This window comes from Exiguobacterium sp. KKT215, assembly GCF_055635335.1.
The window spans coordinates 545178-564696 of the sequence record NZ_CM145756.1 but is presented as its reverse complement, the minus strand read 5'-3'; the positions used below and the strand labels follow the sequence as shown (position 1 = coordinate 564696).

Sequence of the window (19519 nt, the reverse complement as noted above, 5' to 3'; positions counted from 1 at the left end):
CCACGAGTTTTTACCGCCTCTGACATTTTATTTACCACCAAATGCCATGTTAAGTACGACTCGGTGACATATGTCGACCATCATGTGACTCATAGTCCATTGGACAAGGGATTGCGGCATTGTGAGCCATCGATTGCGGACGACTGAGCCACCTAGTGCGAAGAAAAGAGCCATCACTTGGATGGCTCGGACGTCAGCGTGCTGATATGCCATAGCGTTCCCTCATCGATATCTCACCGTCGATCATGATTTGATAAGAGTCATGGATGATCCGGTCGAGGATCGCTTCTGCGATGGTCTCGTTTCCTAATCGAAGATGCCATCCGCTCGGGTCGATCTGCGAACAGTAGATGGTGGAGACGGTCTTATGGCGCGACTCGGAAATCTCGAGGAGAATCGTCGCCTCGTCAGTCGTCAAGTCGGTTAATAGCCATTCATCGAGGATGTGTAGGTCGACTTTTGTATACTTTTTGAGAAGTCGTCGATAGCTTCCGTCGGCTGCGAGCTTCGCAAGTGTCAGTTCGTTCAACAGTTCAGGCAGACGGATGTATCTCACCTTGAACGATTGGCGGCAGGCCGAGACCCCGAAGGCGGTCGCGAGGTAGGTCTTCCCGGAACCTGTTGGTTCATCGACAACGGCTTCAATGTATTATTATTGGGCCCGCCGGGGGTTGGGAAGACACACTTGGCGATTTCAATCGCTGCGGAAGCTGTCACGAAAGGTTATCGGACTTCGTTCATTACCGCGAACGATTTTATCGAGGAGTGTCAAAAAGCAGAGAAGCTTGGTCTTCTTCCTCGTATCATCAAAAGGTACTGTCGATCCGAGCCACTCATTCTAGATGAAATCGGTTATTTTCCGTTCGACCCCATCAGTGTGTAGACGTCAAGTTGATTTTGACACTTTTTGCTCGTTTGCCTTTTACACTTCTGCCGAAAACAATGATTTCCGGTTCCTCATCCGATGGCTGTCGTCATCACTATGTATGATTTCGACGCGATGGAGTAAGCGATCCAGTATCGCAGTCGTGATGCCCTGGTCCCCGATCAATTCGCCCCATTGATCAGGGCTTTTGTTCGAGGTCAGGATGATCGAGCTGCGCTCATAAAGATGGTTGACGAGATGGAAGAAGAGATTAGCTTCTCGTTGGTCCATGGCCATATACATCAGGTCATCGATGATGACCAGGTCCGAATCTCGCAACCTTTTTAACTGGATCTTCGACTTGCTTGAGAACTCTTCACTTTTTAACAGTTGGACGAGTTCGCCCATCGTGACGAAGTATACTTTGAACCCGTGGTTGACCGCCTCGATTCCGAGTCCCACGGCCAAAAACGTCTTTCCGACGCCCGGAGGGCCCAAGAGGATCAGGTTGTACTGTAGTTCGAGCAAGTTGAGCTGTTTCAACTGCTTCAGCTGTCTGGCGGTCAGTGCGGTCTGTTCCTCTAAATTGAACTCCGAGAGGGATTTAATGAACGGGAATCGGGCCCACTTCATTCGTCTCTCCAAACTTTTAGCGTCTCGTTTGGCGCGTTCATGGTTCGTGATGGCACTTAGAAATTCGATATACGTCCAGGAGGCCATTTCGGCCTCCCTCAAAATCTGCGGGAGAGCGTCAGCCGTCTCGGCGAGGCGAAGCTGCCCAAAGTCCTGTTGTAACTCGGAAACGCTTTGACTCATTTTGCCGTCACCCCTTTCAGGATGTCGGTGTAGGCTTGGATCGGTCTCGTTGCGACCCGTATCCCGGATTTCTTCGGACGTTCAGTATCGGGTTTTGTATCACACCGATCGTCCGCGAGGATCGCGAGATAGTGGACCACGTCTCGGAAATCGTTAGCGCTGAACAGACTCTCTTGCGAACACTTTTCCAGGACCATCGTTAAGTGATTAGGATACATGGTCGCGACGTCCCTGATGATGTTGAACTGGTCACGTCGGTATCTCGGGTAACGCTTTGAGAGCTCACCCAGATAATCGGACGCCGCCTCTCTGTTCTCGAAATAGGTGAGGACCTGTTGCTTCAGTTCTTCGATTCCTTTGGAACGATCCCGAAGGTGGTCACGGCTTTGAATCAGTTTTCCGCTCTCTTTGCTGACCCGGTGGTCTGCGATCACTTCTCCCTCGGGAGATTCGCGAATCAATAACCGGTCCTGTTCGGTCACCTCGAGGAACACCACTTTCTTCTTGACCGATGAGTAGGTCCCGATCGAGACGGTGTAACGGTTTGAGCGATAACGGATTGTGTTGTCCTTGCTGACGTTCCTTGCTATACTTTCGGTACGGATACTTTCGAAAGAGAGTAGCGATAAGATCGGTTGTAAGTGTTGTTTTTCGACGGAGAACACTTCAGCTGGTCTTTTTTTCGTTGTCTGATGGACGTTATGATTTCCTTTCCTCTCCAACCATCTCATGGAACGGTCGTTCCAATCCTCGATATGCCGGTACACTCGGCTGTCCGCGAAGTTCCGTTTGATGTACTTCACGACGTTCTCGATCATACCCTTCAACTCCGGGTCGGCCCGACGACATAAGTGGATTCTAAACTTTCGTTCGTTCACGTAGGCTTGAAACTCATTGGTCAATAGGACGTCACCTGCGTTCTCGTTGATTGCGATGAGGTGATCCTGGTCATAGACGATTTCAGAAGGACGCCCACCATAGAATTGGAATGCATTTTCGTGGCAGTGAATGGTATCCTTGGTGGTGAACGGTCGTTCTCTCCATTCGACATACTTCATCCGAGAGTGCGCAAGTACGAACGCAATGAAATAAAGCTTTATCATTTTTCCATCTTTAGTCCGTTGTCTGGTCTCACCCCAGTCCACCTGTATTTGCTTGCCCATCGGTTGTTCTGGGATGGCCTCGTAATGGCGGACAATCCTTTTCTTTTCGATCTGATAGATTTCTCGGATTTCCTTCACGTATGTCCTGACCGTGCTCGATCCGACCGAGAGGTCGGAATATCTTTCAAGTAACCAGTCATGGACTTGTGCGCTGCTCAAATGCGGATACTCCTCCAACCATGCAATGATCCAGTCTCGATAGGCATCGAGCTTCTTCTTTCGTGAACAGGATTTCCCGTCAAATTCATGTAGGGCATCTTCATATGTCATCTTCAGGTACTTATATACCGTCGGTCTCGAGACCTTCAGTGCTGTGGCGATTTGAGCCACTTTCATGTTTTGCTGATACATTTGATGAATCTTGATGTGTAGCACTAACTTTTCCTCCAAATCCATTCCCTCCAGATAAAATAGCCTCAACTAATCTATCGGAGTTCTGTTCTGATTTTTCGGCAATAGTGTAAAATCGTATCGAGCAAAAACTGTCAATTTTATTCTAGCGTTCACACAGTGCGAATGCGCTGTTTCAAATCATCTCGCAGAGATATGAGAGAGGCTCAATCATCCTGACTTCAAACAAGTCATATATTAAATGGGGAAAAATATTTGGGGACGAGGTTTTGGCAACCGCAATTTTAGATCGGCTTCTTCATCATGCGACAACTTTTAACATTCGGGAAAATTCATATCTAATGAGGGAAAAGAAACGGGCCGGCATCCAGCCGACCCGTGTCGATAGTTTCTAAGAGTAACGTTTAAAAAAGGGATTTTTAATCCGTTATTAAGAGGGAATTTTAAACCGCTGTTGACAGTCACTCATCGAAGGAGACAACTGAATTATATTTACACATCTCAAATAATCAGAATCAAGAAACCATCAGTGTATTAAACTAATCACTAGTAAAGTCGAAAGATTTAGTGGGTATTGTAAAAGAGGGGTGCAGAAGTTTGTATTGAAAACATACACATTTCTGCACTCCTATCTTACGAAAGAATCTATGAAACTTGTATTCTATTACGAGCGAAAAATCTTAGTTCTCTCATAACACATCGAGTTCACTCTATGGAGTCACATTTGGCGATGCGTGTTTAAAGACGACAGTCGTCAATTGTGTCATTTATTGCACTCAACCACTAAATTTCATAGATGATAGTTAGTAGGTGTGTAATCCACGCTGTTAAAATCCCTCGAATTAAAGAAAAACGAATCTGAAAATGGACTGTAAAGCCTAATTAGTGGTGAGTTTTTTAAACAGATGTTTACAAATAGTGATTAAAAACTAAAATAAATGACAAATCTGATTGTTATTTATTAAATTTATTTAACCATGAAATGTAATTAAAATCGTCATATATTTTTTTCCCGAAAAACCCTGTGTAAACTGTCAAGTCTCCTAAATGATTTTCCGACTCAAATCCTTTAATGTAATAAAAATCAGATTGATCAATATTAGAATCATTATTAGCTAAAAAAGCCTTATTTTTATAGGGTAAATTTAAAAACTCTCTCTTGTCTTCAGAGTTACATCCATCATTATCTGTCATGAGGATAAATATATTCTCGAAGTTCACTCTTGTTTTTCTTCTTTCCCATTGCCTTTTTGCTTCGACAAAGCTTGGATAGTGCATAAAATGTATTACAATATTATCATCTAACTTTCCAAGTGGATAGTCGTAATCTTCACTAAATATTTCTTTTAAATCTGCATTTAAATAATATTCTAAGTCCTTAACGAATTTAATAAAATCAGATGTCCCCATAAATAAGTTAACTGTAGGGGTGTTAAATTGTTGATTTAAATCATGACTAATTAACGATCCTAAACAATTATTCGAGATTATGGAGAAATCTTTATTTTTTAATTTTTTCCGGTTGATATTATTATGAAATATATTTCGATTCAATCGATTAAAGGCTCTATAGAAGTCATTAAAGCTTTTTATCATCTTACTCATCCTTTTTTAACTTAATTTTTTTCTGCAATTGCACTCTAATTTCTGAAATTTCCGGTATGTTAACCATCATACTTAATAGTACGTAAATTATAGTGAAAATTATAATTGAAAATATCAAATTAGTAATTGTCGGGAAAAATGATGAGTTATACAAGCCTAATGATAAAAAACCAGCTAAAGCCGACACGAGTATTAGTTTCAATAAAGAAAAATATATATGCTTCACACCATAGTCACCAATTTTCTTATGTAGGCTAATCGAAAGTGTTAAAACCATTACAATAGCAGCTAAAGATGTTCCTAATGCCAAACCTTTCACTCCCAAAAAAAATTCAAAAGTAAAACTAAATACTACATTCGATAGCATCCCCCAAACTCCATTAACCATTGGCGTTCGAGTATTTTGTATTGAGTAAAAAGCTCGCACTAACATCTCCCTTATTCCAAACGCAAAGATCCCAATTGAATACATTTGAAGAACTTCAGAAGTTAACTTGACAGCATTTTCATCAAAATTTCCGCGTTGAAAAATAATTGAGATAATGCTACTAGAATAAAATATAAAAATAAACGAAATTGGCATCACCAAATAACAAATTAGTATAACGGCTTTTCTTAGATATCTTTTATACTGTATAAAATTATTTATAGACGCTTCTTTAGACATCTTAGGGTAAATTACTGAAATAATCGTAACGACAAAAATCCCTTGAACAAATAAATTTAAAGTGTTTGCATAATTTAATGCTGAAATTCCTCCTACACTTGAATGTGATGCAAGAGTACGATCAACTAAAGTGTTGATTTGGTTTACCGACCCACCAATAATAATTGGAATACTTAGAATCCCAATCCGCTTTAGGTGTTCATTTCTCAAATCTAGTGTTAATTTATATTTATATTTTTTTCTTCGCGAATAAATATACATTATTGTAAACTGAAAAAATGTGGCCACAAGAAAGCCTAATGGTAAGAATACTATATTAGCTTTACTTAGAATGACGAAAGATATTGTAGTAATATTGAGTATAACACCTAAAAACGCCACCACATTGTGTACATTATTCACTTGTAGATATCCAGAGAATATTGACACCAATGATACAAAGTATATAGAAATTACAGTTATTCTACTAAACTCGGCTGCCATTTCAATTGTATTTTCATCAAAACCTGATGCAAATAAAAATACAATTTCTTTTGCAAATATCATTGAAAAGAAAACAAAGAATGAATTGATTAAAATCGTAATATTCATCAATGAATTTGTAAACTCGATTGCTTTTTTTTGACCATGTTTATGAAGGATTTCAGTAAAAATAGGTACGTATCCAGCTACTATACTCGAAGTAATGAATCCGAAAACTACTGTTGGAATGGTCAATGAAATTAAATATGCATCGCTAATATTTGAAACTCCATAATAATACGATAAAGCAATCTCTCGACCAAAACCTAAAACTTTTGAAAAAATAGTAATAATAAACGTGTAGACTATTACTTTTTTCATTTTATATCACGGATTCTATTTTTTAACATCCAACATAGTGCTAATAGAGTTAATGTCTCTGTTCTTTTATTCTTAATACACTGTAAATACACTCTTTCTGCGTAGCTAAAAAGATTTTTCTTCTTGTACCCCTTATTTTTTATAACTATGTCTTCTACTATAGGATCTTTTATACTATTTTTTATAGCGTTTTTAATTTGTACAATATTTAATCCACTGTCTATCCTTGCAAAATTATTTATTATACCAATCATATCTTTAGAAAATTTATTGTTCAATGATGTTAATGACGATAAATAGTCAAAGGTTCTATTATCATTTTCTAATAATTTTACTTTTTCAGAATAAATACCTTTTTCTAGTTCTAATAAGTTTTTCTTGAATCCAGTACAGAGAGAGTTATCACGGATTCTATAATTATAATGTGATTCATTCAAAAGTGTTACTCGTTCAGCATACATGTGGCATTGCAGGTTAAAAATTTCATCCTCTTTGTAACTCAAATTTTCATCAAATTTAATATTATTTTCTTTAATCAATTTCGCGTTATACAAATTTCTCCATACCATGCCTTCCACAAAAACATAAGAATCAAAATTAACTTCATCTGAAAGATGGTATCCAAATAACATGGGAATAATAGTAGAAGATATACCATTTTTAGTAAAATTTAAGATTTTTGTATTAGAATCAGATTTAAAAGGAAGCTTTTCGATTATTTTCCCGTTTTTGTATATTTTATAGTACCCGGTACTTAAAATATCGCAATCTTTTAAATGCTTTTTTACACTACAGTAAAAATTCTCGTTTACCCAATCATCAGGATCCAAAAATCCGATAAAGTCTCCATTTGCATTTTCTATCCCTAAGTTCCTCGCTGCACTCACACCAGAGTTACTCTTATTGAACAATTTAAATCTCGTATCATTCCCAATGAAATTTTCTATTATTTCTTTAGATTTATCAGTACTTCCATCATTTATCAATATAAATTCTAATTCTTTTTCTTTCTGATTTCTTAAAGACACTAACATTTCTAAAATGTAATCTTCTACATTGTAGACAGGAATTACAATACTAATTAACATTTAAGGACTCCCTTTTATTTTTCGGAATTTATGAACGAGAAAAAGCGGACATTGAATTCTTCTTCTTCTTCTTTAACATGTTGCAAGAAAAGATCACAGTTTTCATTGAACTTATCTAGATTTAAATTTTCATACCATATATAAATCTCATCTGAAGAAATGCTTTCAATGTTTAAAGATAAACCTAGACCATATTTGTCAGCATATTCTCCCATGATTGAACCCTGTGTTAGAATTTGTGGTAGGTAAAAATTTGCTCCATCATATAATTTATTTCCCATAGCAAATTTTGTAGAGTCGTTATTGTAAATGTTGTGAATAATATGAGTTTTTTGCATAATTTCTTTCTTTGCTTCTCTGTCATAAAATCCATGAAAGAAAATATTGTGTGAGTTTTTTATTTTCACTTCTTTTTGTAGCTTTAATCCGTCCTTGCTATCGATTACGCCATGATAATGCAATTCAAATCTTGTGTCATTACTAAGTGCGTTAATTAATGCAATGTTCGCCTCATAGTGCCTCAAAAATCCTAAGAAACGTATAATTATTTTATTTATATCATTTCTAAACAAGTTATTAGAATTATCTTCGATCTTATCATCCGGTAAATAGTTATGTATCAAAACAAATTTATTCTTATTACCAGGTAAAAATGATAAAAATCCTTTTGAAGATATTGGAGTAAAAACTGAATGATTTATAATTATTTTCAATAAAAATCTAAACAAAAAATTTTTTTCATAAGAAGGGTCTCTTACATCCAGAATGTATTTATTTTTGTACGAAGTAAATAGTTTATCAAATATAAGAACTCCCGGAATTGTAGAAAGTATTATTAACTTATCATATTTATTATCGTTAATCTGTGAAACAACAAACTTTCTAAAATTCAAAAAATCAAATATTTTTAATATCTTTGGTTTATTTAAATCTGATTCGTTAATAAAACCTTTGTATTTTTTTTCCGAAGGTACGTTTGATATTTGTTTACGTTGCCAATAAATTACGTCATAATCTATTTCTTGTTTTAAGAGAATATTTTCATATCTTGATAAGTAAGGTAAATATTCTATATTAGAAAACGCAATAATACCTATTTTCATTTTGTAACTCCTTCTAATTTTGAATAGAAATTAGGATTTAAAATAAAACCTATTAAGAACCAATTTAAAAAATACACCGTTCCTGGACCGAAGGGAGCCATCTGCTCGGTCAATCCTACAATTAACATAACAATTACTAGCATGAAGGTATAGAATGTCCAAAATGACTTAGTCGCTTTTAGCAATGTATTAATCACAAAATAAATAACAGTTAGTAAAAAAATCATGACTAAAATGAAGCCCAAAATTCCATACGAACTAATAACTTGAACGTAAAATGATTCGATGTAAGTGTCGTTTTCAAGTGCAACTTTCGTTCCTAAAATAGGATTATTATAAAACAAACTCATTCCATAACTTACCATTCCGGATCTACTTGAACTCCAGCCATCAATCCCTGTACTCGATAGGACATCCAATAACAAACCTTTTTTGATGATTTGAGAAATGAAATTATCTTCAGAAAACAAAAAATTGAATACAAATATTGAAAAGACTACTGTAGAAAAAGCAATTACCGATTTAAAAACTTTAAGTTTATAAATAGTAACAATTATCATAGTAAGAACAACCACTACAATTCCTGTTCTGTTTTGCAAACCAAATAGAACAATAAAAAATAGAATAATAAGAGTAACATTTATTATTTTCCCAAAATTAGAACTAGTTTTTTTTAGAAAAAGGTAAAGAATAGAATTAACTATTATTATTCCTAAGCTATTTTTAAAAGGATAGTTATAATTCCATCCACTAGTAATACTTCCTTGCAGATAGTTAAAATACGCGTCAATAGCTAATATAATTGTCGAAAGAATATATACATTCATTAAATTTGACAGTAGGTTGGTATGATTGAAGCCTGAAAAATACCCCAAAGTAATAATTCCTAACACCATAAAAATTTCTCTATAAAAAAAGGCCTCTCTACCAAATCCCAAGTCTAAAAAAGAAAAATATATTAGTATAGGAAATGATGATATAAACACCAAAAGAAATCTTTTACTAAAAATCGGATTGGCAATTAAAACACTAATACCCATCACAAAGATCCATAGTATGTACGAAAAATTCTTTAAACCTGAGTTACTTATTAAAGAGGGCATTTGTAAAATCATTGATAAAAACAATGTTGACATTAAAATTTTTTCATATATATAATGTGTTTTAAATGCTTTAGTGTTGTATAATTCCATAAAAACTCCTATCTGTTTTTTTTATATATTTTAAATAATAATGTCGGGAAATAACAAAATAGAAAAACCTTTAAAATTGATTTGATTCTAGTATAGTAAATAATCTTATTAATAAATGTCCATGAAAGAAGATTATTATTGTCTAATTGTTTTCGAATCAACATTATTTCTTCTAATTCAAGGTTTCTATATGCGAATTGAATCAAATGTTCCATCGTAATTGAAGATATTTGATACCCTGCTTTTTTCACATGTTTTAGATTCTTTTTTTCTATATATTCTTTTTGATTGAGCAGAACTTTAATAAAGCTCTGTATTTTTTTGTAGTCTACAGATTTCGTTATAGAACCTTCCCTTTGTCGATAATAATAATAATCAATATCTGAGACCATAATTTTTTTTTCGGTTTCAAGTAATACTCTCATAGTAAAATCATGATCTTCAAAATATAGATTCTCATTAAAATAAATTTCATTTTTCATTAAATATTCTTTTTTATAGATACTGGTGCAACTTACTATTTCATACTCTTTATTACGGACTGAATGGCTAACATATTCGGTACCTTTCAATAACTTATACGTTTCTTTTTTTTCTGGAATAGTAGTAGTCGAATTATATTCTCCATCATTAAATTTTATATATTTACCTCTTCCGACATCAACATTGTACTTTTTCACTTTATTTAACAACTTAAAAAGTTTATCTATGGATATCTTGTCATCACTATCTAAAAATATTAAGTACTTACCCTTAGCATTAGCAATCCCTTTATTTCTTGAAGCCGCTAATCCTTGATTGGTTTGAGAGTATAAAGTGATTTTATCATCAATGTCTTCGTATCTTTTTGCTATACTCAAACTATTATCAGTTGAGCCATCATTAATTAAAATAACTTCTATATTAGATTTTCTTTTTAGGGCAGGTAAAACAGAATCCATACACTCTTCAATGTAATCCTCTACGTTATACATTGGGATAATAATACTTAATTCCATGTTTTTCCTCCAATTTTAAGTATATTTAATCATATCAATTATTTTTTTGTATGACTTATTCCTGTCAAAATAATCTTCTGCCATTTTCCGGCTACCTTTTCCTTTGATCGTCCGTTGTATACTATTTTCACTCAAAAATTTAATGCTGCTAGCCAAATCATTCACGGATCCATTTAAAACACTTATTCCAGCATCATAAGTTTCGAGTAACTGCACATATTCTTTTGAATTTTGAGTATTAATTACCGGGAGGCCAGCAGCGGCATAATCTGCGTGTTTATTAATAATGCTCGCTACAGAATCACTCACAATCGGGTTAATCGCAATATCACAGGAGTTTAAATTACTTACCATATTTTGATAAGAAAGTTTTCCAGTGAACTCAACATTTAGATTATATTGTTTCGCGTATCTTTCAAATTTTTCTCTAAGTGGCCCATCACCCATAACAATAAAACGAATTTTACGACGATAACTTCTTTTCAATTCATGAATAGCATCAAGTACAAAAGTCAAATCATAGCTATGTCCTAATGTTCCGGCATATGCTAATAAAATTTCATCTTCCTCTTTTTTAGTTATAAAATCTGAAATATTGTTTTTATATTTATCAAATCGATCTAACTCTACTCCCAAATAAGCGTAACAAGAAGGGGCGCCTTCATTAAATCGCTTTGCATAATCCATGTATGATTTAGAAACTGCCACTATACCATTTGCATTTTTATATACAAAATTAGCTTTTCTACTCATCGGATAAAAAATAATATTATTTAAAACACCAAAATTTAAAGCTATTTTAAAAGCCTCTGGCCACAGATCTTGGATATCAATAATTATTTTTATCCCATGCTTTTTGGCGTATTTACTAACTTTATATGCGACTTCAAGAGACGGAATTACGCAATAAATGACATCAGGATTATTTCTTTTTTCAAGATATTTTATTACATTTCTCGCGAAATAAGCGTGACTTTGAATTCTTTGAAGTGATATATTTTTTTTATATCCTGGTTCTTCTATCAATGTAACAACATAATTATTTTTTTTGAATTCCGATTTTCTATGTAGCTTGTTAGCGTGGTAAAAATTAGAAGTGACTACTTCTACTTTGAAGTTATCCTCACTGATTTTTTTTACTAAGCTAGTATACCGACTACTTTCTTTTTCCTCTTCAAAATGCCAATAGTTTGTGATTAATAAAACATCTTTCATATTTCATCCTCTGATTTTTTTATTTTTTTTGATAAATTTGTATATATTAAGTTCACTAATCTTTCGCGATTCATTGAAGAAACGAATGAATTATGAGGAGTAACAATTACATTTTCAAAATCCCATAGCGGATTGTTAGCTAACGGCTCATTCTCAAATACGTCTAATGCAACCCCTAAAAACTTTCCACATTGAATTTCTTTAATTAGACTCTTCTCATCAATAACTTTCCCTCTGGAAACGTTTATCAAAGTAGCTTCTTGTTTCAGTTGTTTTAATCTCTCTCCATTTAACAAATGTGTCGTTTCAGAGGTTAGTGGTACTGTTAATATAATGATTTCGGAGTTTGAAAGTTCTTGATCTAAATCTTTAAAACCTATCGATTTATCTAGTAAATAATGTGATTGTGGAGTTCTGTTAACTCCGGTAATCTTTACTCCAAACGCCTTAATGCGTTTGGCTATTTCTATTCCTATATCTCCATAACCTATAATCAGCACATTCTTATTAGTTAGCTCTGATAAATTTCTATTTTTTTCCCATTTTCTCTGTTTTTGATTTCCATAAAAAAAATGACTTTTTTTATGGATTTCTAAAATTTTAAGAACTACCCATTCTGCTATAGGAATACTATATACACCTTTTGCATTATCTACTTGAATGTCATTAAATTTAATAAACTTCATTGGCAATTGATTTGTACCCGAACTAATTGTATGAACATATTTCAAATTCTTAAAATTTTTAATATTATGATAAGAAAATAGGTTGTTACATACTATATACTCTGCGTCAAAATGTTCAGCTACTATTTGCGAATCTTCATTTAGCACATGCTTTACTTGGAGACCTAATTCACTAAATAATTTAATTTCTGACTCTTTTAATTCATCAATACCTGTTAATAGTAAAGTCTTCATTTACGTTTACCTTCTGATTAACTATTTGACTAGTTATTTTTTTTAACGTTTCTAAATTTTCTATTAAATAAGTATCGGGCTGACTTTTAATGTATTTTTGATATTCTTTGATTTTATTTATTTCTATATCAAATATCGAAGAAATTTCTTTTAAATCTTTTTTTCTATTAGTATCACAAAATGACCTTGATAAAATAGTCATTTCTGAACCAAGTCTAAAATGTTCTGCTAATATGATTTCTGATGATAATTCACCTTTACCAAGCTGAGCTATTCCGCCGAAACCGAATGGTATATTTTTTGTTTTGATTTCATTTACAATTTTTTCTACAGTCCCGTTTGATATTAATTCAAACATAAATTTCAAGTTATAGCTTAAATGTAAATCGTTAAGTCCTATGTGGATATAATCAATTCCATTTATTTTGATAATTTCACTAATAGCCTCTGCTGCTTCAGATGTCTCCAAGAGTAACATTGTCTCTACTCGACCATTGACTAATTCAATAAATTTTTCTACTTCTGATTTAGTCTTAAAGAACGGTAACATAATTATGTCTGCTCCGTTTATAATTGCAGTATTTATCTCTATCTCAGTATTTTCATGTAAAGGATTTATTCTTACCAATACTTTTGATTTTGTTAACACCTCTTTTATTTCTCTAATATCATCCATATGGTGGTTAGAAATAACAGTGTCTAAATGTCCTTGACGTTCTTCTTTACCGTTAATTTCTAAATCGATAAAAATCATGTCAACGCCATTTTTCTCTGCAATTTTTGCAACGTCAACATTATTAGTAATGTACATAAATTTCAATTAAAATCCCCCTTTCATTTTTCAGTCTTTACATTTTTATTATAGTTATTTTCCATCTTCAATACTTTAAACAATGTCATCCAAATAATTTTTGTGTCAAAGATAATAGACATATTATCTACATAATAAACATTCAATTGAATTCTCCGATTCCATTCAACTTCTTTTCTTCCATTAACCTGTGCCCAACCAGTCAGACCGGGTTTAACTTCAAACATTTTCTTTTGTTGTATCGTGTACTTTTCGTAAGGCCACGGATGATAAATCAAAACTGGTCTAGGGCCAACAATTGACATATCGCCTTTTAAAACATTTAATAATTGTGGCAACTCATCTATACTAGTTTTACGAATAAATCTACCTATTCGTGTAACACGGTAATCTCCTTTCAATTCGTAAACACCTTGTTCTTCAGCATTTAAACACATTGATCTAAATTTATACATTATAAATTCTTTTCCATTAACACCCAATCTTTTCTGTTTGAATATTATTGGTCCCGGAGAGTCTAATCTTATACAAATTCCAACTATAAGAAAAATAGGTGCTAAAATAATTATGGCGGTTAAAGATATAATAATATCTATGATTCTCTTACCTAACTTGTAGCTCATATTCGTCTCCTATTAACTTTGATTTTTCATCCTGATTCATTTCTAATTCAACTTTGTCATTTGCCCAATTCACTAAATAAGAACTTAATTTTTCACTATTATTTATTTGACTCAACTTCTCTAGCTTCTCATTTAATTTATTTTCTTCAGTTACAATTCCAGTGAAAATTTTAGGGTATATGGCATCTGGATGTATTTCTCCTTCTTTCAATAATTCTTCAAACATTTTTTCGCCAGGACGAATTCCATTGAATTTAATAGAAATCTGTTCTTCTGTAAAGCCACTCAATTTAATCATGTTTCTAGCAAGATCAACAATCTTTACCGGTTCACCCATATCAAGAACAAATACTTCTCCCCCATCAGCGAGTATACCCGCTTGGATAACAAGACGACTAGCTTCAGGTATCGTCATAAAATATCGCGTCATATCGGGATGCGTTACAGTGATTGGTCCCCCTTTTTCGATTTGTTCCTTGAACAAAGGTATAACTGAACCACGGCTACCTAATACGTTGCCAAAACGAACAATTGCATATTTAGTTTGGCTAGTCTTTGCTAAATTTTGAACTACCATTTCAGCAACACGTTTTGTTGACCCCATGACATTTGTCGGGTTGACCGCTTTATCTGTTGAAATCATAACAAATCGAATAGCTCCGTATTCGTGAGCCATTTCAGCTACATTTTTAGTACCATAGATATTATTCTTTACAGCTTCAAAAGGATTCGCTTCCATTAAAGGTACATGCTTATGGGCTGCTGCATGGAAGACTAGATGCGGTGAATATTTCACAAATACTTCACGCAACCGTTCTATATCCTGTACATCAGCAATAACTGGAACCAAGTCTACGTCTAAACTAAGTTCACCGAGTTCACGTTCAATTAAATAAATGCTATTTTCCCCGTGACCTAATAAGAGAAGACGCCCAGGACTAAATTTTAAAATTTGTCGACAAATCTCTGAACCAATCGATCCCCCAGCACCTGTAACGAGTATGGTTTTTCCCTCAACTTCTGATTGAATCCCTGAAATATCAAGTTCCACAGGTTCACGTCCTAATAAGTCGTCAATTGATACTTGGCGCATTTGGTTAACTGCTACTTTCCCAGCTGCAACTTCTTCAATCATCGGCAACGTATGAACATTTGTACAAATTGCTTTCGCTCTCTTTATAAGTTTAAGACGTTCTTGATAATTCATTGAAGGAATAGCGAATACAATTTTATCAATTGTATTTTCTTCAACAACACTTTCCAACTCCGTGAGTGTACCTAGTACTTTCACACCATTTACAGTCAAATTTTGAAGGTGATTATTGTCATCAATAAAGCCAACCGGGTTCATTCTATGGTTATCAGATTGATTGATTTGACGAACCAGCATGCGCCCAGCTTGTCCAGCCCCAACAATCAATGTCCGCTTCTCAGACTTACGATGCTTCATTTTTCTACTACCTAATACTAAGCGATGATCCTGTTTCCACGTCACGTAAATCCGTGACCCTAGACGAATACCCCCTAATAATAAAAGAGATAAACAAAAGCTAAGAAACAGCATTCTTTCCATCGCTTCACCATAAACAGCAAATTGGAGGGCATACAGAGTCAACGTACTCATCACAAGAGTTACTGCAAGACGAATCGCTTCTGACATACTCGCAAAGCGCCATGCGACTCGATAAAGACGACTGATACCAGCCATAACAATAAATAGCGCACTGTATAGTAAAGCAGACTCTACAAAATGATTGCGATCTACATTTTCAATAAATTCAATGGGATATAAAAAGAAGTACGTGACGAACATTGAAGATAAAATAGCGACAATATCCAGCACAACTAGTACGCTTGTACGAAATGATTTTCGACCTAATTCAGGAATAGACATCTGTTTTCCTCCTTAATTCACTGGATTCAAAGAAGACTGTTCTTCCATCAGCTCTGTTATCATTTTTAATACATCGTCCTTGAGATCATCACGCTGTAATGCAAACTCAAGAGTAGTTTGTATGAATCCTAGCTTTTCCCCAACATCATAGCGTTTTCCATTGAATTCATAAGCATGTACAAGCTCTACTTCATTCAAGCGCGTGATCGCATCTGTCAATTGTATTTCGCCACCCGCTCCTGGTACCTGAGTTTCTAAGAAGTTAAATATTTGAGGAGTAAACAAATATCGGCCCAAAATAGCCAAATTTGACGGTTCTGTACCTGGTGCCGGTTTCTCAACAAAGGATTCAACTTTATGTAAACCAACCTCAAGTGAGTCTCGGAGATCAACAATTCCATAACGGTGAGTAACGTCACGTGAAACTGGTTGAACACCGATAATCGAACTCTGCGTTTTCTCGTACTGTTCAATCAATTGTTTAGTACAAGGGATTTCCGCCTGAACAATATCATCTCCAAGCATAACGACAAATGGCTCATTTCCGACAAACGCCTTTGCCTGCAAGACCGCGTGGCCAAGTCCCATCGGTTTTGACTGACGGATAAAATGAATGTTGATATTCGTAGTTTCTTCAACTAACTTCAAAAACTCCGATTTACCTTTTTCAATTAAAATCTGTTCAAGTTCTGGAACTGAATCAAAGTGATCCTCGATGGCACGCTTGCCTTTCCCCGTGACTATTAGAATATCTTCAATCCCTGATTCAACTGCCTCTTCAATAATGTATTGAATAGTCGGTTTATCGACGATTGGCAGCATCTCTTTCGGCATTGCTTTTGTCGCCGGTAAAAAACGTGTACCTAATCCTGCAGCTGGAATCACAGCTTTTTTCACTATTTTACTAGCCATGATGCTCCTCCTCTATGGATAAATATATATTATCTGTCTGATTCATAGAAAAAAGGATGTAACTTACATCCTTTCAAAATTATAAATTAAGGGTATCACTTTCGACCTAATATAAAAACATACGAGGAGTAAAATAAACCTAAAATCGTTCGACAGTTGTCGACAAAGGAATCATATTTTTAGATAAATTGTCAATATTTAGCCTTTAATAATAAGGTAATTATTTTTTCCATTTCCCTCGCCAGTTTTTAGTCGGTAATGTCGGCGGATCGATAAATACGAAGTCATCCTTTATAATTGCTTCCGAATTAACTACGTAATTCTCCCACTTACCTTGACCAAGCTCTTCTCGAACAGCCTTCTCGACTTCCGTCCAATAAAATGTTCGGCGTCCGGTACTATGAGCATCTGATGCGATTAAATGGCTCAGCCCGTTACGAAGGAAAGCAAATGCGAGTTCTTTTACGTTCTGACCGAACTCCCCGGTCAAACTACTCGTTGTAATTTGAGACAATGCACCCGATGAGACGAAGTCCATCAATCGTTTCGGATTGGTTGCGAACTCTTTATTGCGCTCAGGGTGGGCGATCACAGGCGTATAGCCTTCCGTTTGAAGGCCGAAGAAGAGTTGTTCCGCATAGGCAGGTACTGAATCACTAGGGAATTCAACAAGGACATAACGTGACCCAGCAATTGATAACGCTTTACCTTGTTCTAACGATTCCGTAAGGTCTCCAAAGATTCGAATCTCTTGTCCTGCATACAAATCGAGATTGATTCCTTCCTGTCGCAAAACATTCTGCAACCTCGCTACAGCGTTCGGTACATCTAACTGGCTTGTGTCAAACTGCGGATGAAACGCGTGGGGGGTGACCACGATTGCGGTCACCCCTTCACTTACGGCGCGTTTCGCCATCTCGACCGCTTGTTCGACTGTTTCCGGACCGTCATCGACGGCCGGCAATAAGTGACAATGGATATCAATCATGGCACGCTCTCCTTTTATTCGTATGCGTAATAGTAGTAGTAATCGTCGCTGCCTTGTGGCTCACGTTTGTTTAAGACAACGCCGAGAATATGGGCTTCAGCGAGCGTTAATTGTTCTTTCGCTTTGACGACCATTTGACGATCCGATTTATCGCAACCGACGACAAGAACGACACCGTCAACTTTTCGAGCTAAGAGGCGCGTATCCGCCACTTGCATCATCGGAGGTGCATCTAAAATGATGATGTCGTAATTCGCTCGTAGTTCTTCCAAGACGCGATCCATCATCTTCGAAGACAATAGCTCTGACGGGTTTGGTGGAATCGGGCCTGCCGCGATCAAATCGAGGTTTTCGACTTGAGTCGAATGTGTGGCTTTTTCGACGGTCGTCTTCTTCGCTAATACTGTTGAGAGACCAATCCCGTTCGAAAGACGGAACGTGAAGTGGGCTGTCGGACGACGCATGTCGCAATCGACTAACAACACTTTCTTTCCTTGTTGGGCATAGACAACGGCGAGGTTAGACGACGTCGTCGACTTTCCTTCGCCCGATGAAGCAGAAGTGATCACCATTGTTTGAAGATCGTCGTCAACTGCCGTGAATTCTAAGTTTGTCCGGATTGTACGATATTGCTCCGAAATCGGTGACTTTGGCTTGTGCAGTGTGATTAAGTCCCGACCAGTCTTATCATATTTGATATGCTTACTTTTCTTTTTTCCGAAATTAAACATGGACTTGGTCACCTTTCACGTTAGCTTGACGTTGTTTCATCATTTCCACTTTATCGATTACAGGAATCGATCCAAGAACCGGGAGTTCCAAAATATTTTCAACGTCCTGTTCTGTTTTAATGCGGCGATCCAACACGACTTTCAAGAATGCGATGGCAACACCAATCATTAATCCAAGCACTGTAGCGATGGCTGTGTTCAGTAAAATATTTGGCTTAACAGGCGACATTGGAACTGACGCATCAGACAATACCTTGACGTTATCCACACCACTCATCAATTCGCGTACTTCACCTGCAAACACCGTGCTGATTTCATTGGCAATATCCGTTGCTAGAACCGGGTTCGTGTGTTGAACTTTAATATTGATGACTTGCGAGTTTTGTTCACTATTGACTGTGATTAAGTTACTGATATTCTCCGGAGCACCAATCACATTCTGTTGAACAGCTTCTAAAATTGCCGGGCTTTGGATGATGACCCGGTATGTGTTGACAAGTGCGACCGACGACTGAACTTGGCTACTATCAATCATATTGTTCTGTGTCTCTTTCGGCGCGACGAGTACTTGCGTCGATGCCTCATATGTCGGACTAATCACGAACGAACTAAGTAAAAAGGCGATAAGCGCCGCGATGATTGCTAAACTTGCAATAAGCCACTTGCTCCGTTTTAAGATGGAGAATAATTCTCCAAGGGAAATTGTTTCTTCTTTCATGCTCGTGTTTTCTCT

18 protein-coding genes and 2 pseudogenes are annotated in these 19519 nt (G+C 35.7%); 2 read left to right on the top strand and 18 right to left on the bottom strand.

Annotation, left to right across the window (positions count from 1 at the left end):
* Positions 1-193: 193 nt before the first annotated feature.
* Positions 194-625 (bottom strand): annotated as a pseudogene (locus ACZ2GZ_RS03085) (ATP-binding protein); the annotation flags it as partial.
* Here ACZ2GZ_RS03085 and ACZ2GZ_RS03080 point away from each other — a divergent pair.
* Positions 566-883, top strand: coding sequence for an ATP-binding protein (locus ACZ2GZ_RS03080; protein ID WP_470295498.1), 318 nt, complete (start codon positions 566-568; stop codon positions 881-883). The pseudogene ACZ2GZ_RS03085 and the gene ACZ2GZ_RS03080 sit on opposite strands and share 60 nt — an antisense overlap.
* A 39-nt stretch (positions 884-922) precedes the next feature.
* On the opposite strand, the gene istB is transcribed toward ACZ2GZ_RS03080, so the two are convergent.
* A complete protein-coding gene (gene istB, locus ACZ2GZ_RS03075) occupies positions 923-1681 on the bottom strand; it encodes an IS21-like element helper ATPase IstB (RefSeq protein WP_470295497.1) in 759 nt (252 codons plus the stop codon).
* Complete coding sequence (gene istA / locus ACZ2GZ_RS03070; protein ID WP_470295602.1) at positions 1678-3219, bottom strand: IS21 family transposase; 1542 nt, start codon at positions 3217-3219, stop codon at positions 1678-1680. Before istA ends, istB begins: the two co-directional genes overlap by 4 nt.
* A gap of 134 nt (positions 3220-3353) precedes the next feature.
* On the opposite strand from istA, the pseudogene ACZ2GZ_RS03065 reads away from it, so the two are divergent.
* A pseudogene (locus tag ACZ2GZ_RS03065) lies at positions 3354-3590 on the top strand (ATP-binding protein); the annotation flags it as partial.
* A gap of 559 nt (positions 3591-4149) precedes the next feature.
* Here the strand turns inward: ACZ2GZ_RS03065 and ACZ2GZ_RS03060 are convergent.
* The 15 genes from ACZ2GZ_RS03060 to ACZ2GZ_RS02990 form a co-directional block, all read right to left on the bottom strand.
* Positions 4150-4791: a DUF1919 domain-containing protein gene (locus tag ACZ2GZ_RS03060; protein ID WP_470295496.1), complete on the bottom strand. Its 642-nt coding sequence runs from the start codon at positions 4789-4791 to the stop codon at positions 4150-4152.
* Position 4792: 1 nt separating this feature from the next.
* Positions 4793-6310 carry a murein biosynthesis integral membrane protein MurJ gene (gene murJ, locus ACZ2GZ_RS03055; protein WP_470295495.1) on the bottom strand — a complete coding sequence of 506 codons (1518 nt, stop codon included), beginning with the start codon at positions 6308-6310 and terminating at the stop codon, positions 4793-4795.
* Positions 6307-7398, bottom strand: coding sequence for a glycosyltransferase family 2 protein (locus ACZ2GZ_RS03050; RefSeq protein ID WP_470295494.1), 1092 nt, complete (start codon positions 7396-7398; stop codon positions 6307-6309). Before ACZ2GZ_RS03050 ends, murJ begins: the two co-directional genes overlap by 4 nt.
* A gap of 14 nt (positions 7399-7412) precedes the next feature.
* Positions 7413-8501: a glycosyltransferase family protein gene (locus tag ACZ2GZ_RS03045; protein WP_470295493.1), complete on the bottom strand. Its 1089-nt coding sequence runs from the start codon at positions 8499-8501 to the stop codon at positions 7413-7415.
* Complete coding sequence (locus ACZ2GZ_RS03040; protein ID WP_470295492.1) at positions 8498-9694, bottom strand: hypothetical protein; 1197 nt, start codon at positions 9692-9694, stop codon at positions 8498-8500. Before ACZ2GZ_RS03040 ends, ACZ2GZ_RS03045 begins: the two co-directional genes overlap by 4 nt.
* Before the next feature lie 8 nt (positions 9695-9702).
* The gene (locus tag ACZ2GZ_RS03035; RefSeq protein WP_470295491.1) at positions 9703-10692 is read right to left on the bottom strand and encodes a glycosyltransferase family 2 protein; all 990 of its coding nucleotides are present in this window, start codon (positions 10690-10692) and stop codon (positions 9703-9705) included.
* Between the two features lie 15 nt (positions 10693-10707).
* Entirely contained in the window at positions 10708-11907 is a 1200-nt protein-coding gene (locus ACZ2GZ_RS03030; protein ID WP_470295490.1) for a glycosyltransferase family 4 protein, read from the bottom strand.
* Complete coding sequence (locus ACZ2GZ_RS03025) at positions 11904-12827, bottom strand: NAD(P)-dependent oxidoreductase (protein ID WP_470295489.1); 924 nt, start codon at positions 12825-12827, stop codon at positions 11904-11906. Before ACZ2GZ_RS03025 ends, ACZ2GZ_RS03030 begins: the two co-directional genes overlap by 4 nt.
* The gene (locus ACZ2GZ_RS03020; protein WP_470295601.1) at positions 12799-13638 is read right to left on the bottom strand and encodes an aldolase/citrate lyase family protein; all 840 of its coding nucleotides are present in this window, start codon (positions 13636-13638) and stop codon (positions 12799-12801) included. The genes ACZ2GZ_RS03025 and ACZ2GZ_RS03020 overlap by 29 nt, the downstream gene beginning before the upstream one ends.
* Before the next feature lie 23 nt (positions 13639-13661).
* The gene (locus ACZ2GZ_RS03015) at positions 13662-14261 is read right to left on the bottom strand and encodes a sugar transferase (protein ID WP_470295488.1); all 600 of its coding nucleotides are present in this window, start codon (positions 14259-14261) and stop codon (positions 13662-13664) included.
* Positions 14242-16155 carry a polysaccharide biosynthesis protein gene (locus tag ACZ2GZ_RS03010; RefSeq protein WP_470295487.1) on the bottom strand — a complete coding sequence of 638 codons (1914 nt, stop codon included), beginning with the start codon at positions 16153-16155 and terminating at the stop codon, positions 14242-14244. Before ACZ2GZ_RS03010 ends, ACZ2GZ_RS03015 begins: the two co-directional genes overlap by 20 nt.
* A 12-nt stretch (positions 16156-16167) precedes the next feature.
* Positions 16168-17067: a UTP--glucose-1-phosphate uridylyltransferase GalU gene (gene galU, locus ACZ2GZ_RS03005; RefSeq protein WP_470295486.1), complete on the bottom strand. Its 900-nt coding sequence runs from the start codon at positions 17065-17067 to the stop codon at positions 16168-16170.
* A gap of 220 nt (positions 17068-17287) precedes the next feature.
* A complete protein-coding gene (locus ACZ2GZ_RS03000) occupies positions 17288-18055 on the bottom strand; it encodes a tyrosine-protein phosphatase (RefSeq protein WP_470295485.1) in 768 nt (255 codons plus the stop codon).
* A 14-nt stretch (positions 18056-18069) separates the two neighbouring features.
* Positions 18070-18786, bottom strand: a complete 717-nt coding sequence (locus tag ACZ2GZ_RS02995) for a CpsD/CapB family tyrosine-protein kinase (protein WP_470295484.1) — start codon at positions 18784-18786, stop codon at positions 18070-18072.
* Positions 18779-19504, bottom strand: coding sequence for a YveK family protein (locus ACZ2GZ_RS02990; RefSeq protein WP_131471347.1), 726 nt, complete (start codon positions 19502-19504; stop codon positions 18779-18781). The genes ACZ2GZ_RS02995 and ACZ2GZ_RS02990 overlap by 8 nt, the downstream gene beginning before the upstream one ends.
* Positions 19505-19519 lie beyond the last annotated feature (15 nt).

Coding starts and splice junctions, on each gene's coding strand:
- istB (WP_470295497.1), bottom strand. CDS start 1,681: ATGAGTCAAAGCGTTTCCGAGTTACAACAGGACTTTGGGCAGCTTCGC.
- ACZ2GZ_RS03060 (WP_470295496.1), bottom strand. CDS start 4,791: ATGATAAAAAGCTTTAATGACTTCTATAGAGCCTTTAATCGATTGAAT.
- murJ (WP_470295495.1), bottom strand. CDS start 6,310: ATGAAAAAAGTAATAGTCTACACGTTTATTATTACTATTTTTTCAAAA.
- ACZ2GZ_RS03050 (WP_470295494.1), bottom strand. CDS start 7,398: ATGTTAATTAGTATTGTAATTCCTGTCTACAATGTAGAAGATTACATT.
- ACZ2GZ_RS03045 (WP_470295493.1), bottom strand. CDS start 8,501: ATGAAAATAGGTATTATTGCGTTTTCTAATATAGAATATTTACCTTAC.
- ACZ2GZ_RS03040 (WP_470295492.1), bottom strand. CDS start 9,694: ATGGAATTATACAACACTAAAGCATTTAAAACACATTATATATATGAA.
- ACZ2GZ_RS03035 (WP_470295491.1), bottom strand. CDS start 10,692: ATGGAATTAAGTATTATTATCCCAATGTATAACGTAGAGGATTACATT.
- ACZ2GZ_RS03030 (WP_470295490.1), bottom strand. CDS start 11,907: ATGAAAGATGTTTTATTAATCACAAACTATTGGCATTTTGAAGAGGAA.
- ACZ2GZ_RS03025 (WP_470295489.1), bottom strand. CDS start 12,827: ATGAAGACTTTACTATTAACAGGTATTGATGAATTAAAAGAGTCAGAA.
- ACZ2GZ_RS03020 (WP_470295601.1), bottom strand. CDS start 13,638: ATGTACATTACTAATAATGTTGACGTTGCAAAAATTGCAGAGAAAAAT.
- ACZ2GZ_RS03015 (WP_470295488.1), bottom strand. CDS start 14,261: ATGAGCTACAAGTTAGGTAAGAGAATCATAGATATTATTATATCTTTA.
- ACZ2GZ_RS03010 (WP_470295487.1), bottom strand. CDS start 16,155: ATGTCTATTCCTGAATTAGGTCGAAAATCATTTCGTACAAGCGTACTA.
- galU (WP_470295486.1), bottom strand. CDS start 17,067: ATGGCTAGTAAAATAGTGAAAAAAGCTGTGATTCCAGCTGCAGGATTA.
- ACZ2GZ_RS03000 (WP_470295485.1), bottom strand. CDS start 18,055: ATGATTGATATCCATTGTCACTTATTGCCGGCCGTCGATGACGGTCCG.
- ACZ2GZ_RS02995 (WP_470295484.1), bottom strand. CDS start 18,786: ATGTTTAATTTCGGAAAAAAGAAAAGTAAGCATATCAAATATGATAAG.
- ACZ2GZ_RS02990 (WP_131471347.1), bottom strand. CDS start 19,504: ATGAAAGAAGAAACAATTTCCCTTGGAGAATTATTCTCCATCTTAAAA.